The following is a 16576-nucleotide window of genomic DNA, read 5'->3' as shown; positions in this document are numbered from 1 at the left end:
GGTCACACCGTAGCGGTAGGCTCCGACATTTCTTCGGAGCCACGGGTCGTGTTCCGGCGCTTTCTGGAGCGCACATAGATCCCGGCATAGGACACCGCGACCAGTACCCCCACCAACACCTGCAACAGGTGCGTGTACCGCTCCGGGTAGAGCACGCCTTCGATGTACTGGTCGATGAAGCCCCGCCCGACGCCGGTCTCGCCGGCCTTGCGGCGGGCCCAGTGTTCGACCAGCGTCAACGGGCAGGTGAGCGGGATGCTCACCACGGCGAGCCCCCAGGCGGCGGCCGCGAGATGCGGCCACAACGCCCTGGGCCATCGCCAGGCGAGGAACCCGCCCAGCACCACGTACGCGAGGAAGCAGAAGTGCAGGACAAGCACGGTGGACGCCAGCACCTCGTACATCTCGCTACACCTCCACCACCGTAGGCACGATCATGGGCCGGCGGCGGTAGGCCTCGTTGACCCAGCGCCCGACGGTCCGCCGCACGATCTGCTGCAGCTGGTGCGGGTCGGTGATCCCCTCGGCCGCGGCCTTGTTGAGCGACTCCGTGACCAGCGGCAGCACCGCGGCGAACACCGCGGGGTCGTCGGAGAAGCCCTTCGCCGAGACCGTCGGGCCCGCGACGACCTTGCCGGTCACCGAGTCGATGACCACGGTCGCCGCGATGAACCCGCCGTCGCCGAGGATGCGCCGCTCGGTGAGCAGCGACTCGCCGACGTCACCGATCGCGAGGCCGTCGACGTAGACATACCGGGACCGGATGTGGCCGACCAGGGACGCCTTGCCGTCGACGAGGTCGACCACGTCGCCGTCCTCGCAGAGCACGACCCGCTCAGCGGGCACTCCGGCGTCGCGGGCGAGCTGCGCGTGCGCCCGCAGGTGCCGCCACTCGCCGTGCACCGGCATGAAGTTGGCCGGCTTGACCACGTTGAGCAGGTAGAGCAGCTCGCCGGCCGGCGAGTGGCCCGAGACGTGGACCTTGGCGACGTCCTTGTGCACGACGATGGCGCCGGCCCGCGAGAGCTGGTTGATCACCCGGTACACGGCGGTCTCGTTGCCCGGCACCAGCGACGAGGCGAGCACGATCGTGTCGCCCTCACCGATCTGTACGTGCCGGTGGTCGCCGTTGGCCATGCGGCCCAGCGCGCTCATCGGCTCGCCCTGCGAACCGGTCGACATGAGCACGACCCGGTCCTCGGGCAGCCCCAGCGCCTCGTCGATCGGCACCAGCAGCCCCGCCGGGATCTGCAGCAGCCCCAGGTCGCGGGCGATGCCCATGTTGCGCACCATCGACCGGCCGATCAGCGCGACCTTCCGCCCGTGCGCGTGCGCGGCGTCGAACACCTGCTGGACCCGGTGCACGTGCGACGCGAACGACGCCACGATGATCCGCCCGGTCGCCCGGCCGAAGATCCCCTCCAGGACCGGGCCGATCTCCCGCTCGGGGGTGACGAAGCCGGGGATCTCCGCGTTGGTCGAGTCCGACAGCAGCAGGTCGACGCCCTTGGCCCCGATCCGGGCGAATCCGGCGAGGTCGGTGACGCGGCCGTCCAGCGGCAGCTGGTCCATCTTGAAGTCGCCGGTGTGCAGGACGATGCCGGCGCTGGTGGTGACCGCGACGGCGAGCGCGTCGGGGATCGAGTGGTTGACCGCGAAGAACTCGCACTCGAACGGCCCGAGCCGCTCGACCTGGCCCTCCTTGACCGTCAGCGTGTACGGCTCGATACGCCGCTCGGCGAGCTTCGCCTCGACCAGCGCGAGGGTGAACTTGGACCCGACGAGCGGGATGTCCGGCTTGTGGGCCAGCAGGTAGGGCACGGCGCCGATGTGGTCCTCGTGGCCGTGGGTGAGCACGATCGCCTGAACCTGGTCGAGCCGGTCGAGGATCGACGAGAAGTCGGGCAGGATCAGGTCGACGCCGGGCTGCTCGACGTCGGGGAAGAGCACCCCGCAGTCGATGATGAGCAGCTTGCCGTCGTGCTCGAACACCGTCATGTTGCGCCCGATGGCGCCCAGGCCGCCCAGCGGCGTGACCCGCAGGGCTCCCGGAGACAGCGGTGGCGGTGGTTCGAGCTCGATGTGTGCCACCGTCATAGGGCCACTCCGAGGTCGTTGTGATGGGCCATCTGGTCCGCGGTGCCGATCGTGCGGCCCGCCTCAGCGCAATCCTCCCGCAACCGGCCGAGCTCTGCCGCGTTCGCCGGCACCAGCGGCGGGCGCACGGGCCCGGCGGGCAGGCCGAGCAGAGTCAGGGCGGCCTTGGTGAGGATGACTCCCTGCGTGCGGAAGAACCCGCAGAACGCCGGGAGCAGTTGCAGGTGCAGCGCGCGGGCCCGGGCGACGTCGCCCTTCTCGTGCGCCAGGATCATCCGCTTGGTCTCCAGGCCGAAGACGTGCGTCGGCACGCCGACGACCCCGACGGCGCCGACCGAAAGCAGCGGCAGGGTCAGCTTGTCCTCACCCGAGTAGTACGCCAGGTCGGTGCGCTTGATCACCCAGGCGCTCTCGCCGAGGTCGCCCTTGGCGTCCTTCACGGCGACGACCCGCTCGTGCTCGGCGATGCGGCACATGGTCTCGGTCTCGATCGCCACGCCGGTGCGGCCGGGGATGTCATAGACCATCACCGGCAGGGCCGAGGCGTCGGCGATCGACCGGAAGTGCTGCAGGATCCCGGCCTGCGGGGGTTTGTTGTAGTACGGCGTGACGACGAGCAGCCCGTCGGCGCCCGCCTTCTCCGCGGCGCGGGCCAGCTCGATCGTGTGGTGCGTGTCGTTGGTGCCGACGCCGGCGATCACCGTGGCCCGGTCGCCGACCGCCTCGATGACGGCCCGCAACACCTGGTCCTTCTCGGCGTCGCTGGTCGTCGCCGACTCGCCGGTGGTCCCGTTGACCACCAGGCCGTCGTGCTCCTGGTCGTCGACCAGGTGAGCGGCCAGCCGCGCCGCACCGTCGACGTCGAGCGAACCGTCAGCGCGAAATGGCGTCACCATCGCGCTGAGCAGCCGGCCGAACGGCCGGCCGGGGTCGGAACCGGTGCGTGTCATACGCACAACCTAGCGGACGCGTTCAGGTCGCTCAGCTCAAGATTCCCAGCTGTACTGAGCGGCCGCAACCTCGGTGCCGTCAGCCAGGGTACTGATGGTGAAATCGGCGAATACGTTGGGCGCCACGCGCTGCAACTCCCGCAGGCAGGCGATCGCCACCTCGCGGATCTCCACATCGGCGGCCTCCGTCGCCCGCATCGCCACGAAGTGCCGCCAGGCCCGGTAGTTGCCCGTCACGACGACCTTCGTCTCGGCCGCGTTGGGCAGCACCGCCCGTGCCGCCTGCCGGGCCTGCTTGCGCCGGCTCGTGCCGTTCTCGACGTCGCTGAACTTGGCCTCGAGGCCTTCGAGCAGTTCGTTGTACGCCCGCAGCGCCGCCTCCGAGGCCTCCACGAACACCTTGTGCAGCGCGGGGTCCTCGGCGATCACGTCGGGCTCGACCATCGGCGCTTCGCGCCCCGGCACGTACCGCTGCGACAACTGCGAATACGAGAAGTGCCGGTGCCGGACCAGCTCGTGCGTGAACGACCGGGACACGCCGGTCAGGTAGAACGTCACGGTCCCGTGCTCGAGGACCGACAGGTGCCCGACCTCGAGGATGTGCCGCAGGTAGCCCTCGTTGGTCGCGGTCGCCGGGTTCGGCTTCTTCCACGACTGGTAACACGCCCGGCCGGCAAACTCGGCCAGCGCCTGACCGCCGTCCGCATCCGTCTCCCACGGCACGTCGGCGGGAGGTTCGAAGTGCGTCCAGGCGATGGCTTTGGCGGAGAGCATCCGAAAAGCCTAGACGAACAGCCAGTCGAACGGTGCCCAGGGCAGATTCCGTGCGACGGAAAACACGAGCCACGCCACCAGGAAGCCGATGAGCGCACCGTTGGACAGCCGCATCGTCGGCAGCACCTTGCGGTTGGCGAGCCGGTTGACGGTCCAGCTCACGTACAGGTACACGAGGAACGGCGTGGCGAACACCAGCATCGCGTGGTGGTGCGCGGCCGCCGGCACGTCACCGTGCAGCAGATACCAGGCCGCCCGCGTGCCGCCGCACCCCGGGCAGTCGAAGCCGGTGAAGAGCTTCATCACGCAGGTCGGCGCGGCCGTCGCGCTGGACTCCGTCGGCCGCATCAGCAACGTGTACGCCACGCCGCCGGACAGCAGCGCCGTCACCCCGAGCGGCGACACCCACCGCGGCGTCCGCTCGACCAGCCGGCCGATCCGCCCTTTCGGCCGGGCGACGTAGGTGTACTGGTAGCCACCCTGCGGGGGCAGCTCGTGACCGGCCGCGGCGGGCTGCTCAGCGCCGGCGCCGGCCAGCAGGTGTGCCGCCAGCCCGTCACTGGCGGGCGCGGCCTGAAGGGGTGACGTCACGCTCTTCACGCTACACGGTGCATGCCGCACTGCCACCGTGCCGCCGGACCGCACCGAGCACCCGGACGGCCCACCCCCGCGCCGCGACGGACCAGGCCACCTTCGGCTCAGGCCGTCATCGCCTTGGCCAGGTCGGCGGCGAAGTCCCCCGCGACCGGCAGATCCACCCGCTCCAGGCCCAGCCACCCGGCGAACCGCTGCAGCTCCACCCACAGCGCCGCCGCCACCTCGCCCTGGGACGGCGCGCCGCGGCCGGTCAGGGGCTCGACCCACGCGGCCGGGACCAGCAGCGTCCCCGAGCGGCGGTCGGCCTTGAGGTCGACCCGGGCGACGAGCCGGTCGCCGAGCAGGAAGGGCAGGACGTAGTAGCCGTAGAGCCGCTGCAGGGGCGGCACGTAGATCTCGATGCGGTAGCTGAACCCGAACAGCCGCGCCACCCTGGCCCGCTCCCACATCAGCGGGTCGAACGGGCTGACGAGGGTGGCGGCGCCGATGCGGCGCGGGTTGGGCGCCTCGTGGTGCAGGTAGGCCCGCGGCTGCCAGCCCTCGACCTCGGTGGGGATCAGCTCGCCGGCCTCGACCAGCTCGGCGATCGCGGTGCGGGCCCCGGCGAGCGGCAGCCGGAAGTAGTCGCGCAGCTCGGCCTCGGCGGCGATGCCCATGGACCTGGCCGCGACGCGGACGAGGTCGCGGTAGGCGTCGGCGGGCTCGGGCGTCGGCGCGGCGAGGACCTCGGCGGGCAGGATGCGCTCGGGCACGTCATACACCCGGGCGAAGGAGGCGTTGCGGCCGGCCACGCTCACCTCGCCGGTGTAAAAGAGCCACTCGATCGCGGTCTTCGTGTCCGACCAGTTCCACCCCCAGTGGTCCTTGCGGCGGGGGCCGGCCAGGTCGCCCTCGATCTCGTTGGCGGTGACCGGGCCGTGGGCGCGGATGTCCTCGAGCACCCGGCGGATCAGCTCGGGCTGCTCGCGGGCCATGCGGACCATCCGGCCCCAGGCGGCGCCGGACTGCATCCGCCAGCGCAGCGCCGGGTGCAGGTGGACCGGCACCAGGGACGCTTCGTGCGCCCAGTATTCGAACAGCTCGCGGGGCCGCCGGTAGGCCATCCGGTCCAGCAGCTGCGTCGGGTAGGGCCCCAGGCGGCTGTAGGCGGGCAGGTAGTGCGCGCGCTGGACGACGTTGACCGAGTCGATCTGCAGCAGACCGGTGCGGCCGAGGACCCGCTTCAGGTGACGCCGCTCGGGGACGCCGGTCGGGGCACGGTCGGCGAAACCCTGAGCGGCGAGCGCGATGCGCCGTGCCTGCGTGAGTGTCAGCACCCCGCGAGGCTAACCCCGGGGTATGACAAAAAACGGCCCGGCAGCACGGTGGCCCCGCGCGAATCGCGCGGGGCCACCGGAAGCAGGGGGTGGGAAACGGGTCAGGCGCCGACCAGTGGTCGCTCCGCCGTGCCCGCCTCCTTCGCGTCGAACGCCGCGCTCACCCGCCGGTCGATCTCCACGAGGTCCGGCACGTCCTCGGCGACGGGCCCGGTGGAGGTGGCCGGGTTGGCCGAGCGGGCCGGGCCGGAGGTCGCGTCGGCCGGCTCCCGGATCGGCAGCGCGATCAGCAGGGCACTCATCAGCAGCACGTACGCGTTGCCGCCGAGCAGGCCGAGACCATCGAACTTCATGTGGAACGCCCACGGCGTGCGGCTGCACAGCAGCAGGTACGAGAACACCCCGAAGATCACGAGGTGGCGCCGGCGGCGTGCGTCGTAGGACCGATCGGTGGCGTGGTCCAGCAGGACCGCCATCGAGGGCAGCACCCACACCAGGTGATGGATCCAGCTGATCGGGCTGACCATGCAGCCGACAAGCCCGGTGAGCGCCAGCCCGGCCAGTTCGTCGCCGGCCCGGACCGCCTTGCGGACCCGCCAGGCCCAGACGGCGAGCGCGCCGAGCACGAGCAGCAGCCACAGCGGCTTCATCGGGTCCGGGTTGAACAGGCGGGCGACGAGGCCGCTGAGCGCCTGGTTGGACACGAACGTGGCGGAGCCGACGCGGTCGGTGTTCCACATCGCGTCGGTCCAGAAGACCCGCGAGGCGTCCGGGGCGAAGGTCGCCGCCGCCCAGGTCGCGGCGGCCGCGGTGGCGGTGGAGACCGCGGCGGCGCGCCAGCGGCGGGTCACCACCAGGTACAGGATGAACACGCCGGGGGTGAGCTTGATGGCGGTGGCCAGGCCGACGCCGATGCCGCCGAGGCGGGACCCGCCGCGGACCAGCAGCATCAGGTCACCGACGACCATGAACAGCAGCAGGATGTTGACCTGGCCGAAGTTGACGGTCTCACGCACCGGCTCGAAGGCCGCGACGATGCCGAACGCGATGGCCAGGGAGAACCAGAACTGCCAGCCCTGCCGCTTGATGACGGGGCCGATGAGCCAGGTGATGATGAAACCCAGCGCCACCACGTTCATCGTCAGGCTGATCGCGATCGCGGTGTGCCAGCCGATGAGCGCCATGGGCGACATCAGGGCAGCGGCGAACGGTGGGTAGGTGAAGCCGTAGGGCGTGCCGGGCACCAGGTAGTCGTAGATGTCGCCACCCTTGTTCACCCAGTAGTCCATGGCGCCGTAGTAGACCTTGAGATCGAAATACCCGTTTCGCGCCGCGGCCACGTACAAGAAGGCCCACACGGCGGCCCAGACGGCCGCCACGATGAGCACCTGCTTGACCCGGGGCCGAAGCTTGGGCCGGACGGCCGTCAACACGGCGACTCGTCCTCGCTCCGCCACTTGTGCTGCCCTCCACTCGCTCGTTGCCGGCTACCTGCTGCCTGTCCCAACGGTTACTCGGGTCCAACTGTGACGAGCCGGCGCTACCCCGCCACGTGGCTCTTCACACAAAATCCGTAGGCTGCTGCATCATGACGCTCGGCTTCGTCCGACCTGCGCGTCTCGACGACGTCGTCGAGATCACGCGCATCCAACTCACGACTTGGCGGGTCGCCTACCGGCGACTGCTGCCCCAACATGTCCTCGACCAACTGGACGAGGACTGGATTACCCGCAGGTGGCGGGACGCAATCGCGGATCCCCCGACCCCAGAGCACCGGGTCCTGGTCGCGGTGGAGCAACAGGAGTCGCCCGGCGCCGGACCGACCTCAGCATACGTCGTGGGTTTTGCCGCGTCAGGTCCGGCAGACGACACCGCGCTCGCCCCGGAGGAAGATCACACCGTCCTGGCAGGGGCCGCGGCGATCACCGATGTCCTGGTCGAACCCCGCTGGGGACGCCGCGGCCACGGCAGCCGATTGCTGGCGGCTAGTGTCGATTTGTGGCGTACTGACGGATTCACGACAGCTCTTGCATGGACGTTCGCTGACGACCGTGTTACGCGCCGATTTCTGGAGAGCTCCGGCTGGGCCCCGGACTGGGTCAGCCGGTCACTCGACGTGGATGATCTGCTCGTCCCGCAGATCCGGTGGCATGTGTCACTGGAGACCGAAGAAGCCCCCGCCGTTACCGCGATGTGACCCTGTTGCGCCCGAATTGGGGCCGCCGGATCCCAGTATCTGGAAACGTCAGACTGAACGCGAAACGGTTACACAACGTGACGCTAGCCGAGGAGCGGCCCGAGCCCGACGGTCAGCCCGGGCCTCGACACGACGGCGCGGACCGCCAGGAGCACCCCGGGCATGAAGGACTTCCGGTCGTACGAATCGTGCCGGATCGTCAGCGTCTCGCCCGTGGCGCCGAAGAGGACCTCCTGGTGCGCCACGAGTCCCCGGGCGCGCAGGGAGTGCACGCGGACGCCCTCGACGCCGGTGCCGCGGGCCCCGGCCAACTCCTGCGTGGTCGCGTCCGGCACCGGCCCCAGACCGGCCTCGGCGCGCGCCTCGGCGATCAGCTGGGCGGTGCGCAGGGCGGTGCCGCTGGGCGCGTCGATCTTCTGCGGGTGGTGCATCTCGACGACCTCGACCGACTCGAAGAACCGGGCCGCGCGGGCCGCGAACTCCATCATCAGCACGGCGCCGACCGCGAAGTTGGGGGCGATGACGACCCCGACGCCCGGCTTGTCCGACAGCCACGACCGCACCTCGTCGAGCCGCTGCGTGGTGAAGCCCGAGGTGCCCACGACCGCGTGCACGCCGTGCTCGACGCACCAGCGCAGGTTGTCCATCACCACGTCCGGGGTGGTGAAGTCGACCAGGACGCGGGCGCCGGCGCCGGTGGCGGAGGACAGCTCGTCGCCGACGTCGAGCCTCGCCACCAGCTCGAGATCGGCACTGTCGGCGACGGCCTGGCAGGCTTCGGTGCCCATGCGGCCGTGCGCGCCGAGCACGCCGACCCGGATGGGTTCTCCCTGTGAGTTCACGCCGGACAATCTAACCCAGCGTCAGTCGAGGGCACCCGCAAAGGCCTGGTCGTCGAAGTCGCCGATCACCGCGAGCGACATGGGCCGGGACAGCAGCTCCCCCGCGACCTGCCGCACCATCTCGGGCGTGACGAGGTCGACCCGGCGCAGCACCTCGTCGACGGACAGCAGCTCGTCGTACAGGAGCTCGCCCTTGCCGAGCCGGCTCATCCGCGACCCGGTGTCCTCCAGGCCCAGCACGACGGCGCCCTTGAGCATGCCCTTGCCGCGCTCGACCTCGGCGTCGCTGATACCGTCCTGCGCCACCCGGGCCAGCTCCTCCCGGGTGATGGCGAGGACCTCCTCGACCTTGCCGGGCGCGCAGCCGGCGTAGACGCCGAAGAGCCCCGTGTCGCTGTACTGCGAGGTGAACGAGTACACCGAGTACGCCAGCCCCCGCTGCTCGCGGATCTGCTGGAACAGCCGGCTCGACATGCCGCCGCCGAGGATGTTGTTGAGCGCCCCGAGCGTGAAGCGGTTGTCGTGCTGGCGCGGGTACCCCACGCAGCCGAGCACGACGTGCGCCTGCTCGGTGTCCTTGTTGCGCACCACGACCTGCCCGGAGCGGGCGGGCACCCTCGTGGTGCGGGAGCGCCGCGTCGCCGGCTCGGCCGCGGCGGACAGCCCGGCGAACGCCGCCCGGACCGCCTTGACGACCTTCGCGTGGTCGAGGTTGCCGGCCGCCGCGATCACCATCTGCGAGGGCTGGTAGCGCCGGCGGTAGAACCCGTCGATCTGCTTGCGGCTCAGCGCGGAGATGCTCGCCACGGTGCCGGAGATCTGCCGGCCGAGCGGGTGGTTACCGAAGATCGCCTCGGTGAAGACGTCGTGCACCTCGTCGCCGGGCTCGTCGTCGTGCATGGCGATCTCCTCGAGGATCACGCCGCGCTCGGTCTCGACGTCCGCATCGGTCAGCACCGAGTCGATGACCAGGTCGCACACCACGTCGATGGCGAGCGGCAGGTCGGCGTCGAGGACCCGTGCGTAATAGCACGTGTACTCCTTCGCGGTGAACGCGTTGGTCTCCCCGCCGACCGCTTCGATCTGCGAGGAGATCTCCAGCGCGCTGCGCCGCTTGGTGCCCTTGAACAGCAGGTGCTCGAGGAAGTGGGAGACCCCGGACAGCGCCGGGGTCTCGTCCCGCGAGCCGATGCCGACCCAGACGCCGAACGACACGCTGCGCATCGACGGTATCGCCTCGGTCAGGATGCGCAGCCCGTTGGGCAGCACGGTGCGGCGCACCGTGCCACCCAGCGGGTCCTCTGCCAGCGTCTGGGTCAGCGTCCGGCTCGCCATGTCTCAGCTGTGCCGGTTCCGCCGGCGACGGAACTCGCCGCCGTCCTCGCCGCCTTCGCCGCCCTCGGGCGCGCCGCCGTCCTCGCCCTCCGGGGAGGACGCCTGGCGCGGGCCGCGGTCACCACGGTCGCTGCGCTCGCGGGAGCGCGGGCCACGGTCGCCACGGTCCCGGCCGGAGGGCCGGTCACCCGAGCCGCCCGCCGGGGCGCCGCCACCGGCCGCCGCCGCCTCGGCCGCCGCGGCGGCCTCGGCCTCGGACAGCACCTTGTCGAGGTAGATCTTGCCGCGGTTGTCGATGTCCGCGATCTGCACCTCGACCTTGTCGCCGACGTTGAGGAAGTCCTCGACCCGGTCGACGCGCTTGCCGTTGCCCACCTTGGAGATGTGCAGCAGGCCGTCGCGGCCCGGCAGCAGCGAGATGAAGGCGCCGAACGCGGCCGTCTTCACCACGGTGCCGAGGAACTTGTCGCCGACCTTCGGCATCGTCGGGTTGGCGATGGCGTTGATCCGCTCGACCGCGGCCTCGGCCGACGGGCCGTTGGTCGCGCCGACGTAGATCGTGCCGTCGTCCTCGATGCTGATCTCGGCGCCGGTCTCGTCCTGGATGGCGTTGATGGTCTGGCCCTTGGGCCCGATCACCATGCCGATCTTGTCGACGGGGATGCGGACCGTGGTCACGCGGGGCGCGTACTGGCTCATGCCGGCCGGCGACTCGATCGCCTCGGCCATCACGTCGAGGATGACGTGCCGCGCGTCGTGGGCCTGCTGCAGGGCGCCCGCGAGGACGTCCGACGGGATGCCGTCGAGCTTGGTGTCCAGCTGCAGCGCGGTCACGAAGTCACGGGTGCCGGCGACCTTGAAGTCCATGTCGCCGAACGCGTCCTCGGCACCGAGGATGTCGGTGAGCGTGACGTACTCCGTCTTGCCGTCGACCTCGTCGGAGATCAGGCCCATCGCGATGCCGGCGACCGGCGCCTTCAGCGGCACACCGGCGGACAGCAGCGCCATGGTGGAGGCGCAGACCGAGCCCATCGACGTCGAGCCGTTGGAGCCGAGGGCCTCGGAGACCTGGCGGATCGCGTAGGGGAACTCCTCGCGGGCCGGCAGCACCGGGATCAGGGCCCGCTCGGCGAGCGCGCCGTGGCCGATCTCGCGCCGCTTGGGCGAGCCCACCCGGCCGGTCTCACCGGTCGAGTAGGGCGGGAAGTTGTAGTTGTGCATGTAGCGCTTGGACTTCTCCGGCGCCAGGGTGTCCAGCGTCTGCTCCATGCGCAGCATGTTCAGCGTGGTGACGCCCAGGATCTGGGTCTCGCCGCGCTCGAACAGGGCCGAGCCGTGCACCCGCGGGAGCACCTGGACCTCGGCGGTCAGCGGACGGATGTCGCGCGGGCCGCGGCCGTCGATGCGGACCTGCTCGCGCAGGACGCGGGCGCGGACCTCGTTCTTGGTCAGCGACCGCAGCGCGGCGCCGATCTCCTTCTCGCGACCCTCGAAGTCGGTGGCGAGGCGCTGGAAGGCGGCCTCCTTGATCCGGTCGAGGGCCTCCTCGCGCTCCGCCTTGGCGGAGATGCGCAGCGCCTCGGACACCTCCTCGCGGACCGCACCGGCCACGGCCTCGTAGGCGTCGGGCTGGTAGTCCAGGAAGGTCGGGAACTCCTGGACCGGCTTCGCGGCGACCGCCGCGAGCTCGGACTGGGCCCGGCACAGCTCGCGGATGGCGGGCTTGGCGGCCTCGAGGCCACCGGCCACGACCTCCTCGGTCGGGGCGGGCGCGCCGCCGGCGACCAGCGCCACGGTGTGCTCCGTCGCCTCGGCCTCGACCATCATGATCGCGACGTCGCCGTCGGGCAGGGTCCGGCCGGCGACGACCATGTCGAACGTGGCGCGGCCGAGCTCCTCGAGCGTCGGGAACGCGATCCACTGCCCGTCGACGTGCGCCATGCGGGTGGCGCCGATCGGGCCGGAGAACGGCAGGCCGGACAGCTTGGTCGACATCGAGGCGGCGTTGATCGCCACGACGTCGTAGGGGTGGGCCGGGTCGAGGGCGAGGATCGTCTCGACGACCTGGACCTCGTTGCGCAGGCCCTTGACGAAGCTGGGGCGCAGGGGCCGGTCGATCAGGCGGCAGGTGAGGATCGCGTCCTCGCTGGGGCGGCCCTCACGGCGGAAGAACGAGCCGGGGATGCGGCCCGCGGCGTACATCCGCTCCTCGACGTCGACGGTCAGCGGGAAGAAGTCGAACTGGTCCTTCGGCGTCTTGCCGGCGGTGGTCGCGGACAGCACGACGGTCTCGCCCAGCTGGGCGAGGGCCGAACCGGCGGCCTGACGCGCCAGGCGGCCCGTGGAGAACGTGATCTCCCGGGTGCCGAACGTGCCGTTGTCGATGACCGCGGTGCTGGAGTGCGTACCGAGAGTGCTCTGCTCGGTCATGTGGTGTGATGCTCCTTTGGGTTGTGGTGCGCCCAGGGCGGAGCCGTCTGCGGCCGGTCTTCGATCGAAGCTCACGGGGCTGATCTGCCCGGAAGCCACTACCGAGGACCGGTGCGCCGACACGCTCGGCGGGGCGACTGTTCCATACCAGTGTGTCACTACACGAAGGGGAGCGACGCTTGGACGCCGCTCCCCAACGCATCAGTCGTTATCGCCGCAGGCCGAGCCGCTCGATCAACGAGCGGTAGCGGGCGATGTCGCTGCGCTGCAGGTAGTTGAGCAGGCGACGGCGACGGCCGACCAGCAGCAGCAGGCCGCGCCGGCTGTGGTGGTCGTGCTTGTGCTTCTTGAGGTGTTCGGTGAGGTCCGCGATCCGCTTGGTCAGCATCGCGACCTGGACCTCCGGCGAGCCGGTGTCCCCTTCGACGGTCGCGTACTTACCGATGATCTCGGTCTTCTGCGCAGAGTCGAGCGCCATATTCTCCCTTAAAGGTTGGATCTTCCAAGGGCCGGCCCCGCGGCGTCGTGCAGGCAGCCTGGCCCCCGCCGGTCACCCGGCGTCGATACAAGGCTAACAGACGGGACGGTCCAGCACCCGTCTGGCCTGTGCGACGTCGTCGTGGATCTGCGTGACCAGCGGCTCGACCCCCGAGTAGGTGCGCTGCTCACGGAGGCGTTCGACGAAGTCGACGGCGATCCGCTCGCCGTAGATGTCGCCGGTGAAGTCGAGGATGAACGACTCGACCCGCCGCTCCTTGCCGGAGAACGTCGGGTTGGTGCCGACCGACACCGCCGCCGGGTACGCCACCCGGTCCCGGTCGCGGATGACCCACGCCGCATAGATGCCGTCCGCCGGGATCGCGGCGTTGGCCGAGGTCAGCAGGTTGGCCGTGGGGAAGCCCAGCTCGCGGCCGCGTTGGTCGCCGCGCACGACGACGCCCTCGACACGGTGCGGCCGGCCCAGCGCGCGGGCCGCGGCGACCACGTCACCGGCGTCGACGCAGGCCCTGATGTAGGTCGAGGAGAACACCGTGCCCTCGTCGGCGACCAGCGGCGCGCCCTCGACCCCGAAGCCGAACGTGCGACCGAGGCGGTGCAGCAGTTGCAGGTCACCGGCGGCCTTGTGGCCGAAGCGGAAGTTCTCCCCCACCACGACCAGCGCCGTGTGCAGGTGCTCGACGAGCGCGTCATGGACGAACGCCTCCGGCGACAGGCGCGAATACTCGACCGTGAACGGGATGACGCACAGCACGTCGACCCCGAGCGCCTCGATCAGCTCCGCCTTGCGCGACGGCTCGCTGAGCACCGCCGGGTGCGACCCTGGCCGCACCACCTCCGACGGGTGGGGGTCGAACGTCAGCACCACCGACTGCACGCCCAGCTCGCCGGCCCGCTTCACGACGTGCCCGATCACCTGCTGGTGACCGCGGTGCACGCCGTCGAAGACGCCGATCGTGGTGACCGCGCGGCCCCAGCCACCCGGCGCCGCCTGTGTTCCCCGCCACCGCTGCATGCGTCCGAGCCTAACTCTTGCAGTCATTGCGGCAGGTGTACGGGTGGCCGCCCGGCCCCCCGGTGCACGTCAGGGCACGAGCACGATCTCCGGTCGCGCCCGGCCGTCCTTCTCCCGGACGATCGCCAGGACCGTGCCGTCGGGGGCGAACACCGCGTAGGGCTCGGCGATGCCCACCGGGGCGAGCGAGCCGCCGTGCGACAGCGTCTTCGCCTCGACCTCGTCGGCGTCCCGGCGCGGGAAGCAGCGGTCGGCGGCGGCCGGCAGGGGCATCGTCACCGGGTCCTCCCGCTCGGCGAGCTCGTCCAGGGTCGCCGCCTCGGCGAGGGTGAACGCGCCGACTGCCGTGCGGCGCAGCGCGGTCAGGTGCCCGCCGACGCCGAGCGTGGCGCCCAGGTCCCTGGCGAGCGCGCGGATGTACGTACCGGACGAGCAGGCGACATCGACGTCGACGTCGACGCACCCCGTCGAGCGGCGCACGGCCAGCACGTCGAGGCGGGACACAGTGACGGGCCGGGGCTGCAGCGCGACCTCCTCGCCGGAGCGGACCCGGTGGTAGGAGCGGACCCCGTTGACCTTGATCGCCGACACCGCGCTCGGCACCTGCAGGATCTCCCCGCGCAGCGGCTCGAGCCCCGCGTGCACGTCGCCGTCGGTGACCGCGCTCGCGTCCACTGTGGACACGACCTCGCCCTCGGCGTCGTCGGTGACGGTCGCCTGCCCGAGCCGGATCGTCGCGCGGTACTCCTTGGTGCTGCCGATCACGTACGTGAGCAGGCGGGTCGCCTTCTCCACGCCGACGATGAGCACCCCGGTCGCCATCGGGTCGAGCGTGCCGCCGTGCCCGACCCGGCGGGTACGGGCCAGCCGCCGCATCCGCGCCACCACGTCGTGCGAGGTCATCCCGCCGGCCTTGTCGACGACCACGAGTCCGCCCGCCGTTGCTGCCTTCTGCGCCACAGCGGGACAGCCTAGTAGGTGCGTCAGCGCACGGCGCCGGTCACGGCCCAGCGGTCACCGGCGAGGCGCCACAACAGGCCGGCCAGGCGCAGGCCGATGAACAGGCACAGGGCGATCCACACGCCGCGCAGGCCGCCGTCGAGCAGGTACGCCAGCCAGATGCCGGGCAGGAAGCCGCCGAGGGCCGACAGGAGGGTCAGGTTGCGCAGGTACCGGATGTCGCCGGCGCCCAGGAAGACGCCGTCGAGGGCGAAGACGACGCCGGCGGCGGGCATCATGCCGGCGAAGAACCACCAGGCGGTCCTGGCCTCGGCGTACACCTGCGGATCCGCGCCGAACCAGGGGCGCACGGTGGCCAGGGCGGCCGCGACCAGGAACGCGAACACCACGCCGGAGATCAGGCCGGCGGTGGTGATCCGGCGGGCGAGCAGCTTCGCCTCGTCGGCGCGGTCGCCGCCGAGGGCCGCCCCGACCAGGGACTGCGCGGCGATCGCGACCGCGTCGAGGGCCAGGGCGGTGAAGAAGAACAGCTGGATCGCGATGAGGTGGGCGGCGAGGCTGGCGGTGCCGAAGCGGGCCGCGACCGCCGAGGCGGACAGGAAGCACGCCTGGAACGCGGCGCCGCGCAGCAGCAGGTCGCGGCCGAGGGTCAGCTGGTGGCGGATCACGTCGAGGTGCGGGCGCAGCGGGACGTGCTCGGACAGCAGCGCGCGGACGAAGAGCAGCCCGACGGCCGTCTGCGCGACGACGTTCGCGACGGCGGAGCCCTCCAGGCCGAGCCCGAGCGGGTAGACCAGCAGCGGGCAGAGCACCGCGGACAGCGCGTTGGCGCCGAGGACGTAGTACAGCGGCCGGCGGGTGTCCTGGACACCGCGCATCCAGCCGTTGCCGGCGGTGCCGAGCATCAGCCCGGGCGCGCCGAGCGCGGCGATGCGCAGCCAGGCGGCCGCGCCGTCGGCGACCGGGCCCGGCGACCCGGCGATGGCGCGGGTGAGCGGCCCGGCGGCCAGTTCGAGGGTCACCATGATGGCGACGCCGCCGGCGAGGGCCAGCCAGGACGCCTGGACGCCCTCCTGTACCGCGGCCTCGCGCTGGCCGGCGCCGAAGCGGCGCGCGGAGCGGCCGGTGGTGCCGTAGGCGAGCACGGTGCCGAGCCAGACGGCCAGCGCCATGATCTGCCCGCCGATCGCCAGCGAGCCGAGTTCCTCGCGGCCGAGGTGCCCGACGACCGCGGTGTCGACCAGCACGTAGAGCGGCTCGGCGGCCAGCACCACGAGCGCCGGCAGGGCGAGGGCGGCGACACGACGCATCACGGTCACCGCGACAGCGTAAGGAGTTGCCTCCCGTCGCGCTACTTACGGATGCGGGGTCAGCCCCGGCGGTCCATCGACATCTGCAGGGCGGCGCGGGCGCGCTCGCGCGTGTCGGGGGTCGACTCCTGCGGCTTGGGCTGGGGCTTCGGCTGCTCGGCCATGACGATCTCCTGACTGGTGACGCGGCTGATGACGCGATTGGTGTGTTGACGGTCCGATCGCAGAGGCGCCGGGGTCACCGGCGGCCACGCC

At 71.4% G+C, this 16576-nt stretch carries 15 protein-coding genes; 1 reads left to right on the top strand and 14 read right to left on the bottom strand.

The window, feature by feature from the left end:
- Window positions 1-2: 2 nt before the first annotated feature.
- From AB0H83_RS00985 to AB0H83_RS00955, 7 genes are all read right to left on the bottom strand, one after another.
- Window positions 3-404 carry a DUF2784 domain-containing protein gene (locus AB0H83_RS00985; RefSeq protein WP_360084738.1) on the bottom strand — a complete coding sequence of 134 codons (402 nt, stop codon included), beginning with the start codon at window positions 402-404 and terminating at the stop codon, window positions 3-5.
- Between the two features lie 4 nt (window positions 405-408).
- Window positions 409-2097: a ribonuclease J gene (locus AB0H83_RS00980; RefSeq protein WP_360084735.1), complete on the bottom strand. Its 1689-nt coding sequence runs from the start codon at window positions 2095-2097 to the stop codon at window positions 409-411.
- The gene (dapA, locus tag AB0H83_RS00975) at window positions 2094-3047 is read right to left on the bottom strand and encodes a 4-hydroxy-tetrahydrodipicolinate synthase (RefSeq protein WP_360084732.1); all 954 of its coding nucleotides are present in this window, start codon (window positions 3045-3047) and stop codon (window positions 2094-2096) included. Before dapA ends, AB0H83_RS00980 begins: the two co-directional genes overlap by 4 nt.
- A gap of 36 nt (window positions 3048-3083) precedes the next feature.
- The gene (gene thyX, locus AB0H83_RS00970) at window positions 3084-3821 is read right to left on the bottom strand and encodes an FAD-dependent thymidylate synthase (RefSeq protein ID WP_360084729.1); all 738 of its coding nucleotides are present in this window, start codon (window positions 3819-3821) and stop codon (window positions 3084-3086) included.
- A 9-nt stretch (window positions 3822-3830) separates the two neighbouring features.
- Window positions 3831-4412: a DUF2752 domain-containing protein gene (locus tag AB0H83_RS00965; RefSeq protein WP_360084726.1), complete on the bottom strand. Its 582-nt coding sequence runs from the start codon at window positions 4410-4412 to the stop codon at window positions 3831-3833.
- Between the two features lie 107 nt (window positions 4413-4519).
- Window positions 4520-5734: a crosslink repair DNA glycosylase YcaQ family protein gene (locus AB0H83_RS00960; protein ID WP_360084723.1), complete on the bottom strand. Its 1215-nt coding sequence runs from the start codon at window positions 5732-5734 to the stop codon at window positions 4520-4522.
- 101 nt (window positions 5735-5835) lie between these two features.
- Entirely contained in the window at window positions 5836-7167 is a 1332-nt protein-coding gene (locus AB0H83_RS00955) for a glycosyltransferase 87 family protein (RefSeq protein WP_360084720.1), read from the bottom strand.
- A gap of 155 nt (window positions 7168-7322) precedes the next feature.
- On the opposite strand from AB0H83_RS00955, the gene AB0H83_RS00950 reads away from it, so the two are divergent.
- Window positions 7323-7931, top strand: a complete 609-nt coding sequence (locus tag AB0H83_RS00950; protein WP_360084717.1) for a GNAT family N-acetyltransferase — start codon at window positions 7323-7325, stop codon at window positions 7929-7931.
- 83 nt (window positions 7932-8014) lie between these two features.
- Here the strand turns inward: AB0H83_RS00950 and dapB are convergent, their stop codons facing one another.
- The 7 genes from dapB to AB0H83_RS00915 form a co-directional block, all read right to left on the bottom strand.
- Entirely contained in the window at window positions 8015-8773 is a 759-nt protein-coding gene (dapB, locus tag AB0H83_RS00945; RefSeq protein ID WP_360084714.1) for a 4-hydroxy-tetrahydrodipicolinate reductase, read from the bottom strand.
- 21 nt (window positions 8774-8794) lie between these two features.
- Window positions 8795-10108: a pitrilysin family protein gene (locus tag AB0H83_RS00940; RefSeq protein ID WP_360084711.1), complete on the bottom strand. Its 1314-nt coding sequence runs from the start codon at window positions 10106-10108 to the stop codon at window positions 8795-8797.
- Between the two features lie 3 nt (window positions 10109-10111).
- Window positions 10112-12538 carry a polyribonucleotide nucleotidyltransferase gene (locus AB0H83_RS00935; protein WP_360084708.1) on the bottom strand — a complete coding sequence of 809 codons (2427 nt, stop codon included), beginning with the start codon at window positions 12536-12538 and terminating at the stop codon, window positions 10112-10114.
- 208 nt (window positions 12539-12746) lie between these two features.
- Complete coding sequence (gene rpsO / locus AB0H83_RS00930; RefSeq protein ID WP_360084705.1) at window positions 12747-13016, bottom strand: 30S ribosomal protein S15; 270 nt, start codon at window positions 13014-13016, stop codon at window positions 12747-12749.
- A gap of 93 nt (window positions 13017-13109) precedes the next feature.
- Window positions 13110-14051, bottom strand: a complete 942-nt coding sequence (locus AB0H83_RS00925; RefSeq protein ID WP_360084702.1) for a bifunctional riboflavin kinase/FAD synthetase — start codon at window positions 14049-14051, stop codon at window positions 13110-13112.
- 69 nt (window positions 14052-14120) lie between these two features.
- Window positions 14121-15011: a tRNA pseudouridine(55) synthase TruB gene (gene truB / locus AB0H83_RS00920; protein WP_360084699.1), complete on the bottom strand. Its 891-nt coding sequence runs from the start codon at window positions 15009-15011 to the stop codon at window positions 14121-14123.
- 23 nt (window positions 15012-15034) lie between these two features.
- A complete protein-coding gene (locus tag AB0H83_RS00915; protein ID WP_360085542.1) occupies window positions 15035-16321 on the bottom strand; it encodes an MATE family efflux transporter in 1287 nt (428 codons plus the stop codon).
- Between the last annotated feature and the right edge of the window lie 255 nt (window positions 16322-16576).

This window comes from Dactylosporangium sp. NPDC050688, assembly GCF_040654515.1.
Taxonomy (GTDB): domain Bacteria; phylum Actinomycetota; class Actinomycetes; order Mycobacteriales; family Micromonosporaceae; genus Dactylosporangium.
Note: the sequence above shows the minus strand (reverse complement) of the source record. Positions and strands in the feature narration are given on the sequence as shown.

Coding starts and splice junctions, on each gene's coding strand:
- AB0H83_RS00985 (WP_360084738.1), bottom strand. CDS start 404: ATGTACGAGGTGCTGGCGTCCACCGTGCTTGTCCTGCACTTCTGCTTC.
- AB0H83_RS00980 (WP_360084735.1), bottom strand. CDS start 2,097: ATGACGGTGGCACACATCGAGCTCGAACCACCGCCACCGCTGTCTCCG.
- AB0H83_RS00925 (WP_360084702.1), bottom strand. CDS start 14,051: ATGCAGCGGTGGCGGGGAACACAGGCGGCGCCGGGTGGCTGGGGCCGC.
- AB0H83_RS00915 (WP_360085542.1), bottom strand. CDS start 16,321: ATGCGTCGTGTCGCCGCCCTCGCCCTGCCGGCGCTCGTGGTGCTGGCC.
- AB0H83_RS00950 (WP_360084717.1), top strand. CDS start 7,323: ATGACGCTCGGCTTCGTCCGACCTGCGCGTCTCGACGACGTCGTCGAG.
- thyX (WP_360084729.1), bottom strand. CDS start 3,821: ATGCTCTCCGCCAAAGCCATCGCCTGGACGCACTTCGAACCTCCCGCC.
- dapA (WP_360084732.1), bottom strand. CDS start 3,047: ATGACACGCACCGGTTCCGACCCCGGCCGGCCGTTCGGCCGGCTGCTC.
- AB0H83_RS00935 (WP_360084708.1), bottom strand. CDS start 12,538: ATGACCGAGCAGAGCACTCTCGGTACGCACTCCAGCACCGCGGTCATC.
- AB0H83_RS00940 (WP_360084711.1), bottom strand. CDS start 10,108: ATGGCGAGCCGGACGCTGACCCAGACGCTGGCAGAGGACCCGCTGGGT.
- rpsO (WP_360084705.1), bottom strand. CDS start 13,016: ATGGCGCTCGACTCTGCGCAGAAGACCGAGATCATCGGTAAGTACGCG.